At 59.4% G+C, this 23640-nt stretch carries 18 protein-coding genes and 1 pseudogene; 3 read left to right on the plus strand and 16 right to left on the minus strand.

Annotation, left to right across the window (positions count from 1 at the left end):
- Nucleotides 1–121: 121 nt before the first annotated feature.
- The 16 genes and pseudogenes from dnaE to rpsB all read right to left on the minus strand — a co-directional run bounded on the left by dnaE (nt 122) and on the right by rpsB (nt 18362).
- On the minus strand, nt 122–3643 hold the full coding sequence (gene dnaE, locus TU73_RS10035; protein ID WP_057012051.1) for a DNA polymerase III subunit alpha: 3522 nt from the start codon (nt 3641–3643) through the stop codon (nt 122–124).
- 76 nt (nt 3644–3719) lie between these two features.
- Entirely contained in the window at nt 3720–4352 is a 633-nt protein-coding gene (gene rnhB, locus TU73_RS10040) for a ribonuclease HII (RefSeq protein ID WP_046071292.1), read from the minus strand.
- On the minus strand, nt 4349–5488 hold the full coding sequence (lpxB, locus tag TU73_RS10045) for a lipid-A-disaccharide synthase (protein ID WP_057012052.1): 1140 nt from the start codon (nt 5486–5488) through the stop codon (nt 4349–4351). Before lpxB ends, rnhB begins: the two co-directional genes overlap by 4 nt.
- A 2-nt stretch (nt 5489–5490) precedes the next feature.
- Nucleotides 5491–6267 carry an acyl-ACP--UDP-N-acetylglucosamine O-acyltransferase gene (lpxA, locus tag TU73_RS10050; RefSeq protein WP_043049624.1) on the minus strand — a complete coding sequence of 259 codons (777 nt, stop codon included), beginning with the start codon at nt 6265–6267 and terminating at the stop codon, nt 5491–5493.
- The gene (gene fabZ, locus TU73_RS10055; RefSeq protein ID WP_034118457.1) at nt 6264–6704 is read right to left on the minus strand and encodes a 3-hydroxyacyl-ACP dehydratase FabZ; all 441 of its coding nucleotides are present in this window, start codon (nt 6702–6704) and stop codon (nt 6264–6266) included. Before fabZ ends, lpxA begins: the two co-directional genes overlap by 4 nt.
- Nucleotides 6705–6815: 111 nt before the next feature.
- A complete protein-coding gene (gene lpxD, locus TU73_RS10060) occupies nt 6816–7871 on the minus strand; it encodes a UDP-3-O-(3-hydroxymyristoyl)glucosamine N-acyltransferase (protein ID WP_057012053.1) in 1056 nt (351 codons plus the stop codon).
- A gap of 3 nt (nt 7872–7874) precedes the next feature.
- A complete protein-coding gene (locus tag TU73_RS10065) occupies nt 7875–8378 on the minus strand; it encodes an OmpH/Skp family outer membrane protein (RefSeq protein ID WP_003172279.1) in 504 nt (167 codons plus the stop codon).
- 45 nt (nt 8379–8423) lie between these two features.
- On the minus strand, nt 8424–10811 hold the full coding sequence (bamA, locus tag TU73_RS10070; protein ID WP_057012054.1) for an outer membrane protein assembly factor BamA: 2388 nt from the start codon (nt 10809–10811) through the stop codon (nt 8424–8426).
- Nucleotides 10812–10885: 74 nt separating this feature from the next.
- Nucleotides 10886–12239 (minus strand): annotated as a pseudogene (gene rseP, locus TU73_RS10075) (sigma E protease regulator RseP).
- A gap of 53 nt (nt 12240–12292) precedes the next feature.
- The gene (ispC, locus tag TU73_RS10080; RefSeq protein WP_057012055.1) at nt 12293–13483 is read right to left on the minus strand and encodes a 1-deoxy-D-xylulose-5-phosphate reductoisomerase; all 1191 of its coding nucleotides are present in this window, start codon (nt 13481–13483) and stop codon (nt 12293–12295) included.
- On the minus strand, nt 13480–14286 hold the full coding sequence (locus TU73_RS10085; protein ID WP_057012056.1) for a phosphatidate cytidylyltransferase: 807 nt from the start codon (nt 14284–14286) through the stop codon (nt 13480–13482). Before TU73_RS10085 ends, ispC begins: the two co-directional genes overlap by 4 nt.
- Entirely contained in the window at nt 14287–15042 is a 756-nt protein-coding gene (uppS, locus tag TU73_RS10090; RefSeq protein WP_005785713.1) for a polyprenyl diphosphate synthase, read from the minus strand.
- Nucleotides 15043–15059: 17 nt separating this feature from the next.
- Entirely contained in the window at nt 15060–15617 is a 558-nt protein-coding gene (gene frr, locus TU73_RS10095) for a ribosome recycling factor (protein WP_057012057.1), read from the minus strand.
- Nucleotides 15614–16357 (minus strand): UMP kinase, encoded by a 744-nt coding sequence (pyrH, locus tag TU73_RS10100; RefSeq protein ID WP_003189161.1) that lies wholly within the window; start codon nt 16355–16357, stop codon nt 15614–15616. Before pyrH ends, frr begins: the two co-directional genes overlap by 4 nt.
- A gap of 212 nt (nt 16358–16569) precedes the next feature.
- Nucleotides 16570–17433, minus strand: a complete 864-nt coding sequence (gene tsf, locus TU73_RS10105) for a translation elongation factor Ts (protein ID WP_003189160.1) — start codon at nt 17431–17433, stop codon at nt 16570–16572.
- 191 nt (nt 17434–17624) lie between these two features.
- Nucleotides 17625–18362: a 30S ribosomal protein S2 gene (gene rpsB, locus TU73_RS10110; RefSeq protein ID WP_003219330.1), complete on the minus strand. Its 738-nt coding sequence runs from the start codon at nt 18360–18362 to the stop codon at nt 17625–17627.
- A 387-nt stretch (nt 18363–18749) separates the two neighbouring features.
- On the opposite strand from rpsB, the gene map reads away from it, so the two are divergent.
- The 3 genes from map to dapC all read left to right on the plus strand — a co-directional run bounded on the left by map (nt 18750) and on the right by dapC (nt 23636).
- Nucleotides 18750–19532, plus strand: a complete 783-nt coding sequence (map, locus tag TU73_RS10115; RefSeq protein ID WP_043049616.1) for a type I methionyl aminopeptidase — start codon at nt 18750–18752, stop codon at nt 19530–19532.
- Between the two features lie 65 nt (nt 19533–19597).
- Nucleotides 19598–22300: a [protein-PII] uridylyltransferase gene (locus TU73_RS10120; protein WP_057012058.1), complete on the plus strand. Its 2703-nt coding sequence runs from the start codon at nt 19598–19600 to the stop codon at nt 22298–22300.
- 136 nt (nt 22301–22436) lie between these two features.
- Nucleotides 22437–23636: a succinyldiaminopimelate transaminase gene (dapC, locus tag TU73_RS10125; RefSeq protein WP_057012059.1), complete on the plus strand. Its 1200-nt coding sequence runs from the start codon at nt 22437–22439 to the stop codon at nt 23634–23636.
- Nucleotides 23637–23640: the final 4 nt, after the last annotated feature.

The following is a 23640-nucleotide window of genomic DNA, read 5'->3' on the forward strand; positions in this document are numbered from 1 at the left end:
CGTCTTGGGTCGACGGCCAAGGAGTGCCTGGCCAGCCGGTTGTCTATTCGCGCCCTACCTTAAGGGAGAGGCGCGTTTAGGTCGAGATTAAATGTTCAGCCGAGGTCAGGGGTGCTGACCGTCAACGGTATTGGAGGAAGACGTTGTCTCGCCCGAACTGGTCACGCAATGCTTGAATCAAGCCATCGGCGGGATCAATCCGCCACGTCTCGCCAAACTGCAACATGGCCTTGGCGTCGCTGCCGGTGTACTCCATGGTCACCGGGCACGCGCCGCGGTGACGTTTGAGCAGGTCACCCAACCAGCGTAGCTGATCGCCCTTGAGCGCTTCGGTCTTGACCTTCAGGCGCAGGCTCTCGGCGAGATTGGTACGGGCATCTTCCATGCTCATCACCCGCTTGACACGCAGGCGCAGGCCACCGGAGAAGTCATCATTGCTGACCTCCCCTTCCACCACCACCATGGCGTCGGTCTGCAGCAGCGACTGGGCGGAGTGAAACGCGTCGGCAAACAATGACGCTTCGATGCGGCCCGAGCGGTCATCGAGGGTGATGAAGCCCATCTTGTCGCCCTTCTTATTTTTCATCACCCGCAGGGCGATGATCATACCGGCGACGGTCTGGGTATCGCGCGCCGGTTTCAGGTCGATGATGCGCTGGCGGGCGAAACGCCGGATCTCGCCTTCGTATTCGTCAATCGGATGACCGGTCAGGTACAGGCCCAGGGTGTCTTTCTCCCCCTTGAGACGTTCCTTGAGCGTGAGCTCCTTGGCCTTGCGATGGTTGGCGTAGACATCGGCATCTTCTTCGACAAACAGCCCGCCAAACAGGTCGGCGTGGCCGCTGTCATGGGTGCGGGCGGTCTGTTCGGCGGCCTTGATTGCCTCCTCCATGGCGGTGAGCAGCACTGCACGGTTGCGATCGATATTGGCCTGGTAAGCCTTGGGCTCATCATGGAAATACGGGCCGAGCCGGTCGAGTGCGCCGCTGCGGATCAAGCCATCGAGGGTACGTTTGTTGATGCGCTTGAGGTCAACCCGTGCGCAAAAATCGAACAGGTCCTTGAACGGCCCGTCCTGGCGCGCCTCGGTGATGGCTTCCACCGGGCCTTCGCCCACGCCCTTGATCGCGCCGAGGCCATAGATGATGCGGCCTTCGTCGTTCACCGTGAACTTGAACTCCGAAGCGTTCACGTCCGGCGCGTCGAGGCGCAGCTTCATGGTGCGCACTTCCTCGATCAAGGTCACGACCTTGTCGGTGTTGTGCATATCCGCCGAGAGTACCGCCGCCATGAACGGCGCTGGGTAATGGGCTTTCAGCCAGGCGGTCTGGTATGACACCAGGCCGTAGGCGGCGGAGTGGGATTTGTTGAAGCCATAACCGGCGAATTTCTCCACCAGGTCGAAGATGTTACCCGCCAGATCGGCGTCGATATTGTTAGTTGCGCAGCCTTCAATGAAACCGCCACGCTGCTTGGCCATTTCCTCGGGCTTTTTCTTACCCATGGCGCGACGCAGCATGTCCGCTCCACCAAGGGTGTAGCCCGCCATCACCTGGGCGATCTGCATCACCTGTTCCTGGTACAGGATGATGCCGTAGGTCGGCGCCAATACGGGCTTGAGACCCTCGTACTGGTAGTCGGAGTGCGGGTACGCCAGTTCGGCGCGGCCGTGCTTACGGTTGATGAAGTCGTCCACCATGCCCGATTGCAGCGGGCCCGGACGGAACAGGGCCACCAGTGCGATCAAGTCTTCCAGGCAGTCGGGCTTAAGCTTTTTGATCAGCTCCTTCATGCCCCGGGATTCAAGCTGGAACACCGCCGTGGTTTCAGCTTTTTGCAACAGGCTGTAGGTCGGTTTGTCATCCAGCGGGATAAACGCGATATCCAGCGGTTCTTCGCCGACCTTGGCACGGTCGCGGTTGATGGTCTTGAGCGCCCAGTCGATGATGGTCAGGGTGCGCAGGCCGAGGAAGTCGAACTTCACCAGGCCGGCCGCCTCCACGTCATCCTTGTCGAACTGGGTCACCAGGCCGTCGCCTTCTTCATCGCAATAGATCGGCGAAAAGTCGGTCAGTTTGGTGGGCGCGATCACCACGCCACCGGCGTGCTTACCGACGTTACGCACCACGCCTTCAAGCTTGCGCGCCATCTCCCAGATTTCCGCGGCTTCTTCATCGACCTTGATGAAGTCGCGCAGGATCTCTTCCTGCTCGTAGGCTTTTTCCAGGGTCATGCCGACTTCGAACGGGATCATCTTCGACAGGCGATCCGCCAAACCGTAGGACTTGCCTTGCACCCGCGCCACGTCACGGATTACCGCCTTGGCGGCCATGGAACCGAAGGTGATGATCTGGCTTACCGCGTTGCGGCCATATTTCTCGGCCACGTACTCGATGACCCGATCGCGGCCGTCCATGCAGAAGTCGACGTCGAAGTCGGGCATGGATACCCGTTCCGGGTTCAGGAACCGTTCGAACAGCAGGTCATATTCCAGCGGGTCAAGATCGGTAATTTTCTGCACATAGGCCACCAGCGAGCCAGCGCCTGACCCCCGGCCCGGACCGACCGGCACGCCGTTGTTCTTGGCCCACTGGATAAAGTCCATCACGATCAGGAAGTAACCGGGGAACCCCATCTGGATGATGATATCCAGCTCGAAATTCAACCGGTCGACATACACCTGGCGCTTGGCTTCATAGTCTTCGGTGGTGTCCTTGGGCAGCAGGACGCTGAGGCGCTCTTCCAGGCCATCGAACGACACCTTGCGAAAGTACTCATCGATGGTCATGCCATCGGGAATCGGGAAGTTGGGCAGGAAGTGCTTGCCCAGCTTCACTTCAATGTTGCAGCGCTTGGCGATCTCGACGGAGTTTTCCAGGGCCTCAGGCAAATCGCTGAACAACTGCGCCATTTCTTCGGCGCTTTTGAGGTACTGCTCTTCGCTGTAGTTTTTCGAGCGGCGCGGGTCATCCAGGGCTCGGCCTTCGCCGATGCACACGCGGGTTTCGTGGGCCTCGAAATCTTCTTTCTTGATAAAGCGCACATCGTTGGTCGCCACCAGTGGCGCGCCCAGCTTGTCGGCCAGGGCCACGGCGGCATGCAGGTGCTCTTCATCATTGGGACGGTTGGTACGTTGGACTTCCAGGTAGAAACGGTCCGGAAAAACCTGCATCCACTCGCGGGCCAGCACTTCGGCTTCCTGGGGATTACCGCCCAGCAGCGCGATACCGATTTCGCCTTCCTTGGCCGCCGAGAGCATGATCACGCCTTCGCTGGCTTCGGCCACCCACTCGCGCTCGATAATAATCGAGCCGTTGCGCTGGCCGTCGATAAAACCACGGGAAATCAGCTCGGTAAGGTTGCGATAACCCACGCCGTTCATCGCCAGCAGGCTGATGCGGCTAAGGGGGTTATCCGGGTCTTTGTTGGACAGCCACAGGTCGACACCGCAGATCGGCTTGATGCCGGCGCCCATGGCATTCTTGTAGAACTTGACCAGGGAGCACATGTTGTTCTGATCGGTAACCGCCACCGCAGGCATGTTCATGCCCACCAGGGTTTTGACCAGTGGCTTGATTCGTACCAGGCCGTCGACCAGGGAGTATTCAGTGTGCAGGCGCAGGTGAACGAATGAAGCCGGCATAGTGATCCTGTCTTGATACATGGAAACAACAAGGCCCGGATTGTACCGGGCCTTGGTAAAAACATCAGCCTTGGCGCTAAACCTCGATCAGGCTCTCACGCGCCTCATAAGCCTGGCGCACCGGGGCAAAGGAACGACGATGGATAGGCGTTGGGCCGAGGCGGGCCAGGGCTTCCAGATGAACGGGCGTCGGATAGCCCTTATGCCCACCCATGCCATAGCCGGGGTAGATCAAATCGAACGCAGCCATTTCGCGGTCACGACTGACCTTGGCCAGGATCGACGCCGCAGCAATGGCCGGAACCTTGCCATCGCCCTGGACCACGGCTTCAGCGCGCATCGCCAGTTTCGGGCAACGGTTGCCGTCGATCATCGCCAATTTCGGGGTGATATGCAGGCCTTCCACCGCACGCTGCATGGCCAGCATGGTAGCGTGCAGGATGTTCAATTCGTCGATTTCTTCCACTTCTGCCCGGGCAATATGCCAGCTCAGGGCTTTCTCACAGATTTCGTCGAAGAGTTTTTCACGACGGGCTTCAGTAAGTTTTTTCGAATCATTGAGGCCCAGGATCGGACGGTTCGGGTCAAGGATCACCGCTGCCGTGACCACGGCACCGCACAACGGACCGCGCCCTACTTCGTCAACGCCGGCCACCAGCTCATGGGCTTGGGCAACCAGGCTGAAATCCAGGCCCATTTGCGTGATCATAAGGCTCCCTGTTTTTGGCCGATCAAGGTCAACACGGCGTCGGCCGCCTGGTTCGAGGCATCACGACGCAGGGTACGGTGAATATCGTCGAAACCACGGGTCTGCTCTTCGCCACCGTCGATCAAGGGTAGTAGAGTTTGCGCGAGCGCTTCGGGCGTTGCATTGTCCTGCAATAACTCCGGCACCAGCAGGCGCTGGGCCAGCAGGTTGGGCAGGGAGATGTAGGGGCTCTTGACCATGCGCTTGAGGATCCAGAAGGTCAGCGGCGCCAGGCGATAGGCCACGACCATGGGGCGCTTGTACAGCAAGGCTTCCAGGGTGGCAGTACCCGACGCGATCAGCACGGCATCGCAGGCTGCCAGGGCCAGGTGGGACTGGCCGTCGAGCAGGGTCAGCGGCAGGTCGCGACCTTCGAGCAAGGTTTCGATCTGCACGCGACGTTGCGGGCTGGCGCATGGCAATACAAAACGAACGCCCGGTTTTTGCGCTTGCAGACGTTCGGCGGCGTCAAAAAACAGCGCACCCAAGCGCCCGACTTCACCGCCACGACTGCCCGGCATCAACGCCACCAATGGGCCGTCGGGCAAGCCCAATTCGGCACGCGCCGCAGCACGGTCAGCGTGCAAGGGAATGGCATCGGCCAGGGTATGGCCGACAAACCGTACCGGCACGCCCTGCTCTTCGTAGAACCGCGCCTCGAATGGCAACAGGGTCAACATCAGGTCGCAGCCTTCGCGAATCTTCAACACGCGCTTCTGTCGCCACGCCCACACGGACGGGCTGACGTAGTGCACGGTCTTGATTCCAGCCTGACGCAGCTTGAGTTCGATATTGAGGGTGAAATCCGGTGCATCGATACCGATAAACACATCGGGCTTTTCTTCAATGAGCGTCTTGATCAGCAGTTTGCGACGAGCGAGAAGCTCGCGCAGGCGTCCCAATACCTCCACCAGGCCCATGACCGACAGACGCTCCATGGGAAAATAGGAGGCAAGCCCTTCGGCCTGCATCAAGGGGCCACCCACCCCGATAAATTCCACCGCGGGATGCTGGGCCTTGAGGGCACGCATCAGGCCAGCACCCAGGATATCGCCGGAAGCTTCACCGGCCACTAGCGCAATACGCAGGTTGGCCATGATCAGCGGGTGATGCCGCGAGTCGACGCCTGGATCGAGTCACGGAACACCGCGACTTCCGGGAACAGCGTAGCCGGCTCGGTCAGTTCGGTCAGGGCCTGCTCAACCGTCAGTCCTTGGCGGTAAACGGTCTTGTAGGCGCGGCGCAGGGCGTGGATCGCATCCTCGCTGAAACCTCGGCGGCGCATGCCTTCGAAGTTCATGCTACGGGCTTCGGCAGGATTGCCGAACACCGTAACGAATGCCGGAACATCTTTGCCGATCGCAGTGCCCATGCCGGAAAAGCTGTGGGCGCCGATATGACAATACTGATGCACAAGGGTGAATCCGGACAGGATCGCCCAGTCGTCAACGTGCACGTGGCCTGCCAGCGCGGTGTTATTGACCAGGATGCAATGGTTGCCGATCACGCTGTCATGGCCGATATGCGCATAGGCCATGACGAGGTTGTGATCACCCAAGGTGGTTTCGGCACGATCCTGCACAGTCCCGCGGTGAATGGTGACGCCTTCACGGATGATGTTGTGGTCACCGATTACCAGGCGTGTTTCTTCACCCTTGTACTTCATGTCCGGGGTGTCTTCGCCTACCGAAGAAAACTGGTAGATACGATTGTGTTTGCCAATGCGGGTCGGACCCTTGAGGATCACGTGCGGCCCGATGACAGTCCCCTCGCCGATTTCCACACCTGCGCCGACGATCGACCAAGGGCCGACCTCAACGTCGGCGGCCAGTACGGCCGACGGATCGATGATTGCGCGAGGGTCAATCAAACTCATAGTTTGCGTTCCGCACAGATGATCTCGGCAGAGCACACCGGCTTGCCATCTACCGAGGCCTGGCATTCGAACTTCCAGATCTGGCGCTTGCAGCTGATGAACTTGGCTTCCAGGATCAACTGGTCACCCGGAGTGACCGGGCTGCGAAAACGCAGTTTGTCGGAACCCACGAAATAGTAAAGCGTACCGTCGGCAGGCTTGAGGTCGAGCATTTTAAAACCAAGGATACCGGCAGCCTGGGCCATCGCCTCGATGATCAACACACCCGGCATGATTGGATGCGCAGGAAAGTGACCGTTGAAGAATGGTTCGTTGATGCTGACATTCTTGTAGGCACGAATGCGCTTTTCCTCGACGTTGAGGTCCACTACGCGATCCACCAGCAGGAACGGGTAACGGTGAGGCAGGTATTCGCGAATCTCGTTGATGTCCATCATTTCGGGGGGAAGCCTGTAATAAAGATTGGGGGCGGGCGGACTAAGCGCACGCCCCGCTAGCAAATCAAGGGAGCAGTCTAGCGGCTGTGCACACTTGATATGGAAATGGTATCAGCCTTCTGATGAAGCATTACCGCCAGGGGTCACGTCCCCAACACGCTTTTCCAGCTGTTTGATGCGTCGTGCCATGTCGTCGATCTTCCTCAACCGCGCCGCACTCTTGCGCCATTCAGCCGCAGGTTGCATGGCGGTACCGGAAGAATAGGCCCCAGGCTCGGTAATCGAGTGGGTCACCATGGTCATGCCGGTGATGAAGACGTTGTCGCAAATGTCGATATGCCCGACCAGCCCGACACCACCGGCGAGCATGCAATGCTTGCCGATCCTGGTGCTGCCGGAGATGCCCACGCAGGCCGCCATGGCGGTGTGATCGCCAATCTGTACGTTGTGGGCGATCTGGATCTGGTTATCGAGCTTCACGCCGTTGCCGATCACGGTATCGGCCAGGGCCCCGCGATCAACAGCGGTGTTCACGCCGATCTCCACATCGTCGCCGATCAATACGCCGCCGACCTGGGCGATCTTGTGCCAGACACCCTTGGAGTTGGCAAAACCGAACCCTTCACCGCCGATCACCGCACCCGACTGAATGACCACACGCTGACCAATACGCACATCGTGGTAGAGAGTCACACGGGGAGCCAGCCAGCCATCGGCACCGATTTCACAGCGCGCACCGATAAAGCAGTGGGCGCCCACGGTCACGCCTGCACCGATACGCGCGCCACTCTCGATCACGGCAAACGCACCAATGCTGGCCGAAGGGTCAACCTGGGCATCCGTGGCGATCACGGCTGATGGATGAATACCACCGGCCGCCTTAGGCTTTGGATCGAACAGGTGTGACGCCTTGGCGTACGACAGGTACGGGTCGGCCACCACCAACGCATCCCCGACAAAGCCTTCGGCGTCAGCGGCCTTCAGCAACACGGCTGCGGCCTGGCAATCGACCAGGTACTTACGGTATTGGGGGTTTGCAAGGAAGCTCAACTGAGCTGGGCCAGCCTCCTGCAAGGTGGCTAGCCCAGTGATTTCTTTCTCCGGGGAGCCACGCAAGGTGGCTCCCAGGAACTCGGCCAACTCGCCGAGCCTGATAGTCGCGGTCATGGGTTACTTCAGCTGGTTCATGCGCTCGATCACCTGGCGGGTGATGTCGTATTGAGGCTTGACGTCAATCACGGCGCCGCGCTCGAACACCAGGTCGAAGGCACCCTTCTTGATGACTTCTTCCACGGCGCTATCGAGCTTGGGCTTGAGCTGCTTGAGCATCTCACGGTCAGCCACAGCCTTGGCTTCGTTCAGCTCCTTGGACTGGAACTGGTAGTCACGGGCCTTTTGCTTGAATTCAAGCTCCAGACGCTCGCGCTCGCCTTGCTGCATCTTGTCGCCACCGGCTACCAGGCGATCCTGGATGCCCTTGGCGCTGCTTTCCAACGTTTTGAGCTTGGTCAGTTGCGGACCGAACTTCTTCTCTGCATCCACGGCGTACTTCTTGGCCGCGTCGGATTCCAGCAGGGCCATCTGATAGTTCAGTACGGCGATTTTCATTTCGGCGAAGGCCGGGGTGGTTACCAGCACAGTGGCCAGCAGGACCAATTGAGTCAACTTACGCACGATGTACTCCTACAGAATCCGTTGTCGTTATCTTAGGTCAGACGCTTAGAACGTCTGGCCGAGGGAGAATTGGAAAATCTGGGTTTCAGCGTTATCCGGTTTCTTGATCGGCATGGCCAGAGCAAAGCTCAACGGGCCCAGCGCCGTCACCCAGGTCACACCCACGCCCACGGAGCTCGCCAGGTTGCTGAGGCTCACGTCGTTGCATTGGGTGTTGGACCGCGAACCGTTCGGGTTGGTGATTTGTTCACACTTGGAGTCGAACACGTTACCCACGTCCCAGAAGACCGAGGTGCGCAGCGAACGCTGGTCCTTGACGAATGGCAGCGGGAACAGGATCTCTGCACCACCCTGGATCAGCACGTTACCACCGAATGGCAGCGGATCGTTGTCGTCGTCACGTCGAGTTCCGACGTTACCGGTGTCAGCAAAACCACGGCTTGGGGTACCACGCGGGCCCAAGGTGCTGTCCTTGAAGCCACGTACCGAGTTGAAACCACCTGCATAGTAGTTTTCATAGAACGGCAAGCCATCAGTGGAACCGTAACCGTCGCCATAACCCAGCTCAGTGTGCAGGCGCATGGTGTAGTTATCGCTCAACGGCTGGAACAGCTGGCCGCGGTAGTCGAGCTTGAAGAACGACAGATCGCTGCCCGGCGTGGTGACTTCTGCAGTCAGGCTTTGGGAATGGCCACGGGTTGCCAGCACACCTTTGTTCAGGGTCGACTCGGACCAGCCGGCAGACGCCTTGAAGTTCAGGAACTTGTCGCCTTCACGACGGGTGAAGTCAAAGATCTCATCCACGGTGTACACACCGGTCTTGATCTCATCCTGTTGCGCAGTGATGCCAAAGGTCAGACGCGAGGTCTCGCTGATCGGGTAACCGATGTTGGCGCCCACGCCCAGGCTGTCGATCGCATAGCTTGCAACGTCAACGTCGAGGTCTTTGTAGTCGGTGGTGCGGTAGAAGGCGTTGTAGCCCAGACTCACACCGTCAGCTGTCCAGTAGGGGTCGACATAACCGAAGTTATAGCGGCTCTGGTATTCGCTGCGGGTCAGGCCGATGGACACCTTGTTACCGGTACCGAGGAAGTTGTTCTGGGTGATCGAGCCACCGAGGATCAGGCCGGCACTCTGTGCGAAGCCGACGCTGGCGGTGATCGAACCCGAGGCTTGTTCTTCAACGGCGTAGTTCACGTCAACCTGGTCATCCACACCCGGTACGGCCGGGGTTTCGACGTTGACTTCCTTGAAGAAGCCCAGGCGCTCAAGACGGGTCTTGGACTGGTCGATCAGGTAGGTCGAAGCCCAGCCACCTTCCATCTGGCGCATCTCACGACGCAGCACTTCGTCGGCCGACTTGGTGTTGCCGCGGAAGTTGATGCGGTTGACGTAGGCACGCTTGCCCGGGTCGACGACGAAGGTGATGTCCACGGTGTGGTCTTCATCATTCGGGGTCGGCACACCGTTGACGTTGGCGAAGGTATAGCCTTCGTTACCCAGGCGACGGGTGATCAGTTCGGAGGTGGTGGTCATCAGCTTGCGCGAGAAGACCTGGTCCTTCTGCACCAGCAGCAGGGACTTGACCTGGTCTTCAGGGACTTTCAGGTCGCCGCTGAGCTTGACGTCACGAACCTTGTACTTCTCGCCTTCGTTGACGTTGACGGTGATATAGACGTGCTTCTTGTCCGGGGTGATGGACACCTGGGTCGAAGCAATGTCCATGTTGATGTAGCCACGGTCCAGGTAGTAGGAGCGCAGGCGTTCCAGGTCGCCGGAGAGTTTTTCACGGGCGTACTTGTCATCGTTCTTGAAGAACGACAACCAGTTGGTGGTCTTGAGTTCGAACAGGTCGACCAGGTCGTCATCAGCGAACTTGGTGTTGCCCACCACGTTGATGTGCTGGATGGCCGCCACGGTGCCTTCGTTGATGTTGACCTTGAGGCCCACACGGTTACGAGGCTGCGGGATCACTTCGGTTTCCACGGTCGCGGAGTAGCGGCCCTGAGCAACGTACTGGCGTTGCAGCTCGTTACGCACACCTTCAAGGGTAGCGCGCTGGAAGATCTCGCCCTCGGCCAGGCCGGATTGCTTGAGGCCCTTCATCAGGTCTTCAGTGGAGATGGCCTTGTTACCCTCGATCGCGATACTGGCGACGGAAGGTCGCTCGACGACCGTGATAACCAGGACGTTGCCTTCGCGACCCAGCTGGATATCTTGAAAGAACCCGGTTTTGAACAGCGCACGAGTGGATTCCACCAGGCGACGATCATCCGCCTGTTCCCCGACGTTCAACGGCAAGGCACCAAAGACGCTACCGGCGGATACCCGCTGGAGGCCGTTGACACGAATATCGGAGATAGTGAAGGACTCGGCGTGAACTTCGGCGATCATCAATACGGTGAGAACCGCAGTTAGCAGCAGACGTTTCATGAAGTCCTTTCTTATTCCAACTGGCAATAAACAAACTGCCGCAAAATGCGGCAGATTCGCAATTCAGCGAAGCGTTACAGTCGTCCCAGATCGTTGACCAGAGCTAACAACATCACTCCGACCACCAAACTGATACCGATCTGTATCCCCCAACCCTGCACCCGATCCGACAAGGGGCGACCACGCACCCACTCGACCAGATAAAACAACAGATGCCCCCCATCCAATACTGGAATGGGCAGCAAATTCAGAACCCCAAGGCTAATACTCAGATAAGCCAGGAAATTCAGGAAATCCGCGACACCCGACTGGGCAGAAGCGCCCGCCACTTTAGCAATGGTTATCGGTCCACTCAAGTTTTTTACCGAGAGCTCACCGAACAACATTTTCTTGAGGGATTCGAGGGTCAGCACGCTCATGGTCCAGGTGCGTTTCGCGCCCTCGCCAATCGCGGCCAAAGGCCCGAAGCTGACCTCTCGCACCATCGATGGCGGCCACTCGACACCTTTGACGCCGGCCCCCAGGTACCCCCCCGGCCGCCTTGGCCTCGCCACGAACCGACAAGGTCACAGGCACATCGATCTGAGCACCGTCTCGCTCAACTTTCAGCACAATCCTGGTATCAGGACGTACACGCACCAGGTCGACCACTTGCTGCCAGTCACCCAGCGCCTGGCCATCGAGGGCCAACAGGCGATCACCGGCTTTCAGGCCCGCGGCCTGGGCCGGGCCTTTCGGATCAAGCTCAGCCAGCACCGGCGGCAATGCCGGGCGCCAAGGGCGAATCCCCAGGGATTTGATCGGATCCGGCTCGTCGGCCCCCTTGAGCCAATGATCCAGCGCCAATGCCCGCGGGGTTTCGGCGCTGGAATCCTGGTCACGCACCACCACATTGACGGTGCCGCTTTCACCGAGGCGACGCACCAACTGCAAATTGACCGCGCCCCAACCCATGGTTGGCTCGCCATCAATGGAAACAATTTCCTGCCCAGCGATGAGGCCGGCCTTGGCCGCGATGCTGTCCGCCTCGACCGCGCCGATAACTGGACGCACCTGCTGGCTGCCTATCATGGCCAGCACCCAGAAGAACACCATCGCCAACAGGAAGTTGGCGATCGGGCCCGCTGCAACAATCGCGATACGCTGACGAACGGTCCTGCGATTGAACGATTGGTCCAACTGATCGGCGGGCACTTCGCCTTCACGCTCATCGAGCATCTTGACGTAGCCACCCAGCGGGATAGCGGCGATCACAAACTCGGTGCCACGGCGATCATGCCAGCGCAACAACGGCATGCCGAAACCGACGGAAAAGCGCAATACCTTGACGCCGCAACGACGCGCCACCCAGAAGTGGCCAAATTCGTGGAAGGTAACCAGCACACCCAGAGCAACCAGGGTGCCGACAATCATGTAGAGCGCACTCATCTAATTTCTCCGCATTTCAATCCAATGCCTGAAGGCTCGAACCCACCCACAGCCTAACGCGTATTGCGGCCCAGCCATTGTCCGGCCAGGGCTCGCGCCTTGGTATCCGCCTCAAACACGGCCCCCAGGTCATTCACCGCCACGACAGGCTCAAGACCCAGGACGTCCTCGATGATACTCGCGATCTGTGGAAAGCGGATGCGCCGTTCGAGAAACGCCGCCACGGCCACTTCATTGGCCGCATTCAGCATCGCCGGCGCTGTGCCGCCCGCCTCGGCCGCCTGCCGCGCCAGGCGCAGGCAGGGAAAGCGCTGCTCGTCCGGCGCTTCGAAGTCCAGGCGCGCCACTGCAAACAGATCCAGTGGCGCTACACCGGAGTCAATCCGTTGCGGCCAGGCCAAGGCGTTGGCGATCGGTGTACGCATATCCGGATTACCCAGCTGCGCCAACACCGAACCGTCCACATAATCGACCAGGGAATGGATCACGCTTTGCGGGTGAATCACCACTTCGACCTGGTCAGGCCGCGCATCGAACAACCAGCAAGCCTCGATCAACTCCAGACCCTTGTTCATCATGCTCGCCGAATCCACGGAGATTTTGCGCCCCATGGACCAGTTCGGGTGAGCGCAGGCCTGATCGGGCGACACATGTTCCAGCTCGGCCAACGGAGTCTGCCGGAATGGACCACCAGACGCCGTCAGCAGAATCCGGCGCACGCCGACCTGGCTCAAGCCACGGGCAAAATCCCCTGGCATGCACTGGAAAATTGCGTTGTGCTCGCTGTCGAGTGGCAGCAGCACCGCACCGCTCTTGCGCACCGCCTGCATAAAGAGCGCGCCGGACATGACCAGGGCTTCCTTATTGGCCAGCAGAATCTTCTTGCCGGCATCGACTGCAGCGAGGGTCGGGCGCAAACCCGCCGCGCCGACAATCGCCGCCACGACGGTATCAACCTGCGTATCGGCCGACACCTGGCACAGCCCCGCCTCACCCACCAGGACTTGCGTGGCCAGCCCGGCAGCCCGCAGGTCATCCTGAAGGCTACGGGCTGCCGCGGCCTCAGGCACCACGGCAAAGCGCGGCGCGTGGCGCACACACAAGGCCAGCAACTCGCTCAAGCGCGTGAAGCCGGTCAGGGCGAAAACCTGATAGCGATCAGGATGACGGGCAATGACGTCCAGGGTACTTAGCCCGACCGAGCCGGTCGCCCCCAGTACGGTGACCTGTTGCAGGCGGCTCACGAAGCGATCATCCACAGCAGCACGGCGAAGATCGGCAGCGCCGCAGTCAGGCTGTCGATACGATCCAGCACACCACCATGCCCCGGCAGCAGGTTACTGCTGTCCTTGATCCCGGCCTGGCGCTTGAACATGCTTTCGGTGAGGTCACCCACCACCGAGATGAACACGACGATAGCCGTGCCCAGCAAGGCCAGGAAAATCTCCTTCACCGACCAGCCGCGTACCACACCGACTACCAGCGTGATCAGCAGCGTCAATGCCAAGCCGCCGTATACGCCTTCCCAGCTTTTGCCGGGGCTGACGGCCGGGGCCAGCTTGCGCTTGCCGAAGGCACGGCCGGAGAAGTAGGCGCCAATATCTGCGCCCCACACCAGCACCATCACCGCCAGGATCAATTCGTTACCGAGGGGGTAACGCTTGATTTCCACCAGCCCTTGCCAGGCCGGGAGCAGGATCAGCAGGCCAATCACCAGCTTGCAGGCCACGCTCGACCATTGACTACTGGTGCGCGGGTAAGTCAGCACCAGGAATGTCGCCAACGCCCACCACAGCACTGCAGCACCCAGTACCCAAGGCGCAATGTCCGGCAGGATGTACATCAGGAACAACAGCACTGCGACTACTGCCGCATACGCCATACGCGGCAATTGGCTGCTGAAACCCGCCAGGCGCGCCCACTCCCAGGCTCCCAGCGTCACGACCAGGCCGATAAACAGCGCAAAGCCGGAACCTTCAAGCAGGAAAAAACCACACAAGGCAATCGGCAGCAGGATCAGCGCCGTGATGATTCGTTGTTTTAACATTTAAACCCGGGCTCCAGCTTCGATCTGTTCGCTCGTTTTACCGAAGCGACGTTGACGGGAAGCGAAATCAGCCAGCGCATTACGCATGGCATCGTGTTTGAAGTCCGGCCAGAACAGGTCGGAGAAGTACAACTCGGTGTATGCCAGCTGCCACAGCAGGAAATTGCTGATGCGATGCTCGCCACCGGTACGAATGCACAAGTCCGGCAACGGCAGGTCGCCAGTCACCAGGCAGGTTTGCAACAGTTCAGGCGTGATGTCGTCCGGTCGCAGGTGACCGGCCTGCACTTCGCGGGCCAGCCGCTGCGCTGCCTGGGCGATATCCCACTGACCACCGTAGTTGGCTGCGATCTGCAGCACAAAGCGGTTACTGCCTGCGGTAATAGCCTCGGCTTCGCGCATGGCGGCTTGCAGTTCCGGGTGGAACCGCGAGCGGTCACCAATGATGCGCAGACTGATGTTGTTGTCATTGAGGCGCTTAGCCTCTCGACGCAGCGCCTTGAAGAACAGGTCCATCAAGGCGCTGACTTCATCGGCGGGCCGCTGCCAGTTTTCACTGGAGAAGGCGAACAAGGTCAACACTTCGACCTTGGCCTCAGCGCATACCTCAATCACCGCCCTTACCGCGTCAACACCCGCTTTATGCCCGGCAACACCCGGCATAAAGCGTTTTTTCGCCCAGCGATTATTCCCATCCATGATGATCGCGACATGGCGCGGCACCACGGAGGGCACAGTCTGCTTGGTCTTTTCCATGAAGGCGTCCTGACCCCTTATACGGCCATCAGGTCCTTTTCTTTTTCTTCGGTCGCCTTGGTGATCTGGGCTTCCGCGTCCTTGGTCAGCTTGTCGATATCAGCGACGGCACGACGCTCTTCGTCTTCGCTGATTTCCTTGTCCTTGACCAGCTTCTTCAGGTCACCCAATGCATCGCGGCGGATGTTGCGCACGGCGACGCGTGCATCTTCAGCGGCACTGCGTGCCTGCTTGGTGAAGCCTTTACGGGTTTCTTCGGTCAGGGCAGGCATGGAGATCAGCAACAACTCGCCCAGGTTGGTCGGGTTGAGGTTCAGGCCGGCGCTCTGGATCGCTTTGTCCACAGCAGCAAGCATGTTGCGCTCGAAGGCCACGACTTGCAGGGTGCGCGAATCTTTTACGGTAATGTTGGCCACTTGGGTGATGGACGTGTCTGCGCCGTAGTACGGCACCATCACGCTACCCAGAATGCTGGGGTGAGCCTTGCCTGTACGAATCTGACCAAATGCATGGTTCAGGGAGTCCAGGGATTTTTGCATACGCGCCTGGGCGTCTTTCTTGATTTCATTGATCATTGTTGGCCTTCCTCGATCAGAGTCCCTTCTGCGCCGCCGTGTACGATGTTCAGCAGGGCGCCGGGCTTGTTCATGTTAAATACGCGCAACGGCATCTTGTGGTCGCGGCACAGGCAGATAGCCGTCAGGTCCATCACACCCAGCTTGCGATCCAGCACTTCATCGTAGGTCAGATGATCGAACTTCTCGGCATGCGGGTCTTTGAATGGGTCTGCAGTGTATACGCCGTCTACCTTGGTCGCCTTCAGCACCACGTCGGCATCGATTTCGATCGCGCGCAGGCACGCAGCCGAGTCGGTGGTGAAGAATGGGTTACCAGTGCCGGCAGCAAAGATCACCACTTCCTTGGAATTCAGGTGGCGCATGGCTTTGCGTCGATCATAGTGATCAGTCACGCCAACCATGGAAATAGCCGACATCACGATGGCCGAGATGTTGGCGCGCTCCAGGGCGTCGCGCATGGCCAGGGCGTTCATCACAGTGGCCAGCATGCCCATGTGGTCGCCAGTGACCCGATCCATGCCAGCCGCACTCAGCGCCGCACCGCGGAACAGGTTGCCACCACCAATCACCAGGCCGACCTGCACACCGATACCGACCAGTTGGCCGACTTCCAGCGCCATGCGATCAAGCACCTTGGGGTCGATCCCGAACTCTTCCGAGCCCATCAGGGCCTCGCCGCTGAGCTTGAGTAGAATGCGTTTATAGCGAGCCTGATAACCACTGCCCTGCTGAGCCATTGCGAATCTCTCCTGCGGCGTATTTTTTTAAAAAATTCTTGGCGAGCCGTTTACGGCTTGCGTTCACTCTAGCTGGACGCTATCACAGCGCCATCAGAACACGGCTTTGTAAGCCAGTTCCGAGAGGAAACCAAATAAAATTGGTCTTCCCATTTGAAAAGAGGCTGCGCGCGTGAGCGGGCAGCCTCTTTCGGCGACAGTCTTAAACTGTCTTATTGCTTGGCGGCAGCCAGCTGGGCAGCAACTTCTTCAGCGAAGTTGTCGACCGGCTTCTCGATGCCTTCGCCTACTTTGAAGTAAGTGAAGGAAACGATTTCAGCACCAGCTTTCTTGGCCAGCTCGCCAACCTTGATTTCAGGGTTCTTGACGAACGCCTGCTCAACCAGGCTTGCTTCAGCCAGGAACTTGCTGATACGGCCTTTGATCATGTTTTCAACGATGTTCTCTGGCTTGCCGGCGATCTTGTCGGCGTTGAGGCTCAGAAACACAGCTTTTTCACGTTCGATTGCGTCGGCAGACACTTCCGAAGGCAGCAGGAACTCAGGGTTGCTTGCAGCAACGTGCATTGCGATGTCTTTAGCCAGCTCAACGTCGCCGCCTTTCAGAACAACTGCAACACCGATCTTGTTGCCGTGCAGGTAACCACCAACCACATCACCTTCAACGCGAACCAGGCGACGGATGTTGACGTTTTCGCCAACCTTGCCGACCAGTACCAGGCGATCAGCTTCTTGAGCTTCGATCAGCGGGGCGGCGTCAGTCATTTTCTCGGCGAACGCTTTTTCAACGCTGGCAGCAACGAATGCCTTGAAGTCGTCCTGCAGAGCCAGGAAGTCGGTCTGGGAGTTCACTTCCAGCAGAACGGCGGACTTGCCGTCTTCTTTCAGAGCGATAGCGCCTTCAGCAGCCACGTTGCCTGCTTTCTTGGCAGCCTTGATGGCGCCGGAAGCACGCATGTCATCAATGGCTTTTTCGATGTCGCCGCCGGCCTTGGTCAAGGCCTTTTTGCAATCCATCATGCCTTCGCCGGTACGCTCACGCAGTTCTTTAACCAACGCTGCAGTAATCTCTGCCATTTCAAAATCCTCTTGGATAGGTTTTCAACCATTCCACCCGATCAAACGGGCGATCAATTCTTCCCGAATCTCCGTTGTAGGCCGCTGCACGTTACAAATAATGTAGCTGCGCTGCCGACAAATGGTTTTCGAGGTGGCAAAAAGGGGGCCAAGCCCCCTTTTTGCTTACTGAGTCAACGCCAGGGCGTCAGTTACTCAGCGGCAGCTACCGGAGCTTCTTCAACGAACTGCTCGGTACCACCAGCAACGTGGTTGCGGCCACGGATTACAGCGTCAGCCATCGAACCCATGTACAGCTGGATAGCGCGGATTGCGTCATCGTTGCCTGGGATGATGTAGTCAACGCCTTCCGGGCTGCTGTTGGTATCGACTACGCCGATAACCGGGATGCCCAGCTTGTTGGCTTCGGTGATCGCGATGCGCTCGTGATCAACGTCGATAACGAACAGTGCGTCAGGCAGACCGCCCATGTCCTTGATACCACCCAGGGAACGATCGAGCTTTTCCAGGTCACGAGTGCGCATCAGCGCTTCTTTCTTGGTCAGCTTGGCGAAAGTACCGTCTTCGGCCTGCACTTCAAGGTCACGCAGACGCTTGATGGAAGCACGGATGGTTTTGAAGTTGGTCAGCATGCCGCCCAACCAGCGGTGATCGACGTACGGCGAACCGCAACGTGCTGCTTCTTCAGCAACGATCTTGCCAGCGGAACGCTTGGTGCCGACGAACAGGATCTTGTTTTTGCCCTGGGCCAGGCGCTCTACGAAAGTCAGCGCTTCGTTGAACATTGGCAGGGTTTTTTCAAGGTTGATAATGTGGATCTTGTTACGCGCGCCGAAAATGTACTTACCCATTTTCGGGTTCCAGTAACGGGTCTGGTGACCGAAGTGCACACCGGCCTTCAGCATATCGCGCATGTTGACTTGGGACATGATAGTTCCTTAATAAGTCGGGTTTGGCCTCCACGTATCCCAATGACCAACCAGCGGCATCAAGGCCTCCGGCACCCAGGTCATCGTGTCGACACGTGTGTGGATTTAAGCTTCGCGGGGTATCCCCGGAAAGCGGCGCATTTTATACCACAGCATCGACAAAAACGGAACCCGCAATCACATTTGCCCCCGCTGCCTTTAGCCAAACCCTTGAATAGAGCCACCCTGGCGCTACCTTGATAGAGAGAAGCGATCACCAGACGCTCATGATTTGACACCATCGTCTGTTAGAATCGCGTTTTTTGGGACTTGCGCGAACGCTTCACCCCTTTGTCGCGCCCCCTTGAACCGTATTGATTTCAGCGCGTCGCGCTAGAGAGAGCCTGTATGACCGTTACCTTGAAAACCGCCGAAGACATCGCAGGCATGCGCGTTGCCGGCAAACTGGCTGCCGACGTGCTGGAAATGATTGCCGAACACGTCAAGCCCGGTGTCACCACCGAAGCGCTGGACCGTATCTGCCACGACTATATAGTCAACGTGCAAAAGGCCATCCCTGCCCCGCTGAACTACAAAGGCTTCCCCAAGTCGATCTGCACCTCGATCAACCACGTGGTCTGCCACGGGATTCCCGGTGACAAGCCGCTGAAGGATGGCGACACCCTGAACATCGACGTCACCGTGATCAAGGATGGCTACCACGGCGACACCAGCCGCATGTTCCACGTCGGCAACGTGCCGGTGTGGGCCGAGCGCCTGTCCCAGGTCACCCAGGAATGCATGTACAAGGCCATCGAGATCGTCAAGCCTGGCTGCCGCCTGGGTGACATCGGCGAAGTGATCCAGAAGCACGCGGAAAAGAACGGGTTCTCGGTCGTGCGCGAATTCTGTGGCCACGGCATCGGCAAGGTGTTCCACGAAGAACCGCAGATCCTGCACTACGGCAAGGCCGGCACCGGCATGGAACTCAAGGCCGGCATGACCTTCACCATCGAGCCGATGATCAACCAGGGCAAGGCCGACACCAAGGTGCTGGGCGACGGCTGGACCGCCATCACCAAGGACCGCAAGCTCTCGGCCCAGTGGGAACACACGCTGCTGGTCACCGACACCGGCTACGAGATCTTCACCCTGCGCGCCGACGACACAATCCCTCGCGTCTCTGCGTAAAAAGCTGTGTTGGTTTTCCCACGCCGTGCTGTGACTGACTATTAGATAGAAAGGAAAGCCGATCGATGCCCCAGGTGGATCCCGAACTCTTCGACCGCGGCCAGTTCCAGGCCGAGCTGGCACTGAAGGCGAGCCCCATCGCCGCCTTCAAGAAGGCCATCCGTCAAGCCCGCGAGGTGCTCGACGCGCGCTTTCGCAGCGGTCGGGACATCCGTCGCCTGATCGAGGATCGCGCCTGGTTCGTCGATAACATCCTGCAAAAGGCCTGGGAACAGTTCAGCTGGAGTGCAAACGCCGATATCGCCCTGGTGGCGGTCGGCGGCTACGGTCGCGGCGAACTGCACCCCTACTCCGACATCGATCTGCTGATCCTGCTGGACAACGCCGACCATGAGATCTTTCGCGATTCCATCGAGCGTTTTCTGACGTTGCTGTGGGACATCGGCCTGGAGGTCGGCCAGAGTGTGCGCTCGGTGGCCGAGTGCGCCGAAGAAGCCCGCGCCGACCTGACGGTGATCACCAACCTGATGGAAAGCCGCACCATCGCCGGCCCCGAGCGCCTGCGCCAACGCATGCTCGAAGTCACCAGCACTGCACACATGTGGCCGAGCAAGGATTTCTTCCTGGCCAAGCGCGCCGAACAGAAGGCGCGGCACCACAAGTACAACGACACCGAGTACAACCTGGAACCCAACGTCAAAGGCTCCCCGGGCGGACTGCGGGATATCCAGACGATTTTGTGGGTGGCGCGCCGCCAATATGGCACGCTGAACCTGCGCGCCCTGGCCGGCGAGGGCTTCCTGGTGGAAAGCGAAAACACCTTGCTGGCCTCGTCCCAGGAGTTCCTGTGGAAGGTGCGCTACGCCCTGCACATGCTTGCCGGGCGTTCCGAAGACCGCCTGCTGTTCGATCACCAGCGCGCCATCGCCACCCTGCTGGGTTTTGAAGGCGAAGACGCGAAGACCAGCATCGAAAGCTTCATGCAGCAGTATTACCGGGTGGTCATGAGCATCGCCCAGCTCAGTGACCTGATTATCCAGCACTTCGAAGAGGTGATTCTGGCTCCCGAAGACGAAGCGCCGCCACAGCCGATCAATGCGCGCTTCCAGCTGCACGATGGCTATATCGAGGCACGCAACGACAACGTGTTCCGCCGCACTCCGTTCGCCATGCTGGAAATCTTCGTGCTGATGGCCCAGCAGCCGGACATCAAAGGCGTGCGCGCCGACACCATTCGCCTGCTGCGGGAAAACCGCCACCTGATCGACGACGAATTTCGCAACGACATCCGCAACACCAGCCTGTTCATCGAGCTGTTCAAGTGCCGCATCGGCATCCACCGCAACCTGCGGCGCATGAACCGCTACGGCATTCTCGGGCGCTATCTGCCGGAGTTCGGCTTTATCGTCGGGCAAATGCAACACGATCTGTTCCACATCTATACCGTCGACGCCCACACCCTGAACCTGATCAAGCATCTACGTAAGTTGCAGTACACCCAGGTGTCAGAGAAATTCCCTCTGGCCAGTAAGCTGATGGCCAAGCTGCCCAAGCCCGAGCTGATCTACCTGGCCGGCCTGTATCACGACATCGGCAAGGGCCGGCATGGCGACCACTCGGAAATCGGCGCGGTGGACGCCGAAGCCTTCTGCCAGCGCCACCAGCTGCCCCTGTGGGACAGCCGCCTGATTGTCTGGCTGGTGCAAAACCACCTGGTGATGTCGACCACTGCCCAGCGCAAGGATTTATCCGACCCGCAGGTGATCCACGATTTCGCGGGAGTCGTCGGCGATGAAACCCGCCTCGACTACCTGTATGTGCTGACGGTCTCCGACATCAACGCCACCAACCCCACACTGTGGAACTCCTGGCGTGCCAGCCTGTTGCGCCAGTTGTACACCGAGACCAAGCGCGCCCTGCGCCGCGGCCTGGAGAACCCGGTGGATCGTGAAGAACAGATCCGTCGCACCCAGAGCGCGGCCCTGGATATCCTGGTGCGCGGTGGCAACGACCCGGACGACGTCGAGCAACTATGGTCGCAACTGGGTGACGATTACTTCCTGCGTCACACCGCCGGCGACGTGGCCTGGCACAGCGACGCGATCCTGCAGCAACCCGCCGATGGCGGCCCTTTGGTGCTGATCAAGGAAACCACCCAGCGCGAATTCGAAGGCGGCACGCAGATCTTCATCTACGCGCCGGACCAGCACGATTTCTTCGCCGTGACCGTGGCCGCCATGGACCAGCTCAACCTGAACATCCATGACGCCCGGGTCATCACCTCCAGCAGCCAGTTCACCCTCGACACCTACATCGTGCTCGACACCGACGGCGACTCGATTGGCGACAACCCGGCGCGGGTGAAAAAGATCCGCGAGGGCCTGACCGAAGCCCTGCGCAACCCTGACGATTACCCGACCATCATCCAACGCCGGGTGCCGCGCCAGCTCAAGCATTTTGCCTTTGCGCCCCAGGTGACCATTTCCAACGATGCCCAGCGCCCGGTAACGGTGCTGGAGCTCAGCGCGCCAGATCGCCCGGGGTTGCTGGCACGCATCGGCGGGATCTTCCTGGAATTCGACCTCTCATTGCAGAACGCCAAGATTGCGACTCTCGGCGAACGGGTGGAAGACGTGTTCTTTATTACTGATGCCGACAACCAGCCACTGTCCGACCCGGAGCTGTGCCGACGCTTGCAGGACGCCATCGTCCAGCAATTGAGCGTGACCCAGGAACCCGGTGTTGAGCTGACCAGACTGACTATTTGAATTCTTAACTTTGTGAACACGAGTCATGTGGGAGCTGGCTTGCCTGCGATGCAGACACCTCGGCCCGTCCGATCGACAGCAGATCGCAGGCAAGCCAGCTCCCACAGGGTCCGCGCTCACCGTGATAGAGGCTTATATGAACAACGCCCTTAACCAGTTGCAGCCCTACCCCTTCGAGAAACTACGCGCCCTGCTCGGCAGCGTGACGCCGAACCCGGACAAACGCCCGATCGCGCTGTCCATCGGCGAGCCCAAGCACACGTCGCCAGCATTCGTTGCCGAGGCATTGAGCAACAATCTCGACCAGATGGCGGTGTACCCCACCACCCTGGGTATCCCGGCACTGCGCGAAGCCATCGGTGCCTGGTGCGAACGCCGCTTCAACGTGCCTAAGGGCTGGTTGGACCCGGCGCGTAACATCCTGCCGGTCAACGGCACCCGTGAAGCCCTGTTCGCCTTCACCCAGACCGTGGTCAACCGCGGCGATGATGCGCTGGTGGTCAGCCCGAACCCGTTCTACCAAATATACGAAGGCGCTGCGTTCCTGGCCGGCGCCAAGCCGCACTACCTGCCGTGCCTGGATGCCAACGGCTTCAATCCGGATTTCGAGGCAGTTCCGCCGGATATCTGGAAACGCTGCCAGGTCCTGTTCCTGTGCTCGCCAGGCAACCCGACCGGCGCGCTGATCCCGGTGGGCACCCTGAAAAAACTCATCGCCCTGGCCGACGAACATGACTTCGTGATCGCCGCCGACGAGTGCTACAGCGAGCTGTACTTCGACGAACAAACCCCGCCGCCGGGCCTGCTCAGTGCCTGCGTCGAACTGGGGCGCCAGGACTTCAAGCGTTGCGTGGTGTTCCACAGCCTGTCCAAGCGTTCCAATCTGCCGGGCCTGCGTTCGGGCTTTGTGGCCGGCGATGCCGACATTCTCAAGAGCTTCCTGCTGTACCGCACCTACCACGGCTGCGCGATGCCGGTGCAAACCCAACTGGCGAGCATTGCCGCCTGGCAGGACGAAGCCCACGTACAGGCCAACCGTGACCTGTATCGAGAGAAGTTCGACGCGGTGCTGGAAATCCTCGAACCCGTGATGGATGTGCAGAGCCCGGACGGCGGTTTTTATTTGTGGCCGAACGTGAATGGTGACGATGCCGCCTTCTGCCGCGATTTGTTCGTAGAGGAACACGTGACCGTGGTGCCGGGCTCTTACCTGTCGCGGGAAGTGGATGGCGTCAACCCAGGCGCCGGGCGTGTGCGCATGGCGTTGGTGGCACCGCTAGCTGAATGCGTGGAAGCGGCCGAGCGGATTCGCGACTTTATCCAACGGCGCCGATAAAGGC

The organism is Pseudomonas libanensis (assembly GCF_001439685.1).
GTDB lineage: Bacteria > Pseudomonadota > Gammaproteobacteria > Pseudomonadales > Pseudomonadaceae > Aquipseudomonas > Aquipseudomonas libanensis.

Coding starts and splice junctions, on each gene's coding strand:
- lpxA (WP_043049624.1), bottom strand. CDS start 6,267: ATGAGTTTGATTGACCCTCGCGCAATCATCGATCCGTCGGCCGTACTG.
- dnaE (WP_057012051.1), bottom strand. CDS start 3,643: ATGCCGGCTTCATTCGTTCACCTGCGCCTGCACACTGAATACTCCCTG.
- fabZ (WP_034118457.1), bottom strand. CDS start 6,704: ATGATGGACATCAACGAGATTCGCGAATACCTGCCTCACCGTTACCCG.
- lpxD (WP_057012053.1), bottom strand. CDS start 7,871: ATGACCGCGACTATCAGGCTCGGCGAGTTGGCCGAGTTCCTGGGAGCC.
- rpsB (WP_003219330.1), bottom strand. CDS start 18,362: ATGTCCCAAGTCAACATGCGCGATATGCTGAAGGCCGGTGTGCACTTC.
- pyrH (WP_003189161.1), bottom strand. CDS start 16,357: ATGGCTCAGCAGGGCAGTGGTTATCAGGCTCGCTATAAACGCATTCTA.
- lpxB (WP_057012052.1), bottom strand. CDS start 5,488: ATGGCCAACCTGCGTATTGCGCTAGTGGCCGGTGAAGCTTCCGGCGAT.
- tsf (WP_003189160.1), bottom strand. CDS start 17,433: ATGGCAGAGATTACTGCAGCGTTGGTTAAAGAACTGCGTGAGCGTACC.
- rnhB (WP_046071292.1), bottom strand. CDS start 4,352: ATGATCACGCAAATGGGCCTGGATTTCAGCCTGGTTGCCCAAGCCCAT.
- TU73_RS10085 (WP_057012056.1), bottom strand. CDS start 14,286: ATGTTAAAACAACGAATCATCACGGCGCTGATCCTGCTGCCGATTGCC.
- uppS (WP_005785713.1), bottom strand. CDS start 15,042: ATGGAAAAGACCAAGCAGACTGTGCCCTCCGTGGTGCCGCGCCATGTC.
- frr (WP_057012057.1), bottom strand. CDS start 15,617: ATGATCAATGAAATCAAGAAAGACGCCCAGGCGCGTATGCAAAAATCC.
- bamA (WP_057012054.1), bottom strand. CDS start 10,811: ATGAAACGTCTGCTGCTAACTGCGGTTCTCACCGTATTGATGATCGCC.
- map (WP_043049616.1), top strand. CDS start 18,750: ATGACCGTTACCTTGAAAACCGCCGAAGACATCGCAGGCATGCGCGTT.
- dapC (WP_057012059.1), top strand. CDS start 22,437: ATGAACAACGCCCTTAACCAGTTGCAGCCCTACCCCTTCGAGAAACTA.
- TU73_RS10120 (WP_057012058.1), top strand. CDS start 19,598: ATGCCCCAGGTGGATCCCGAACTCTTCGACCGCGGCCAGTTCCAGGCC.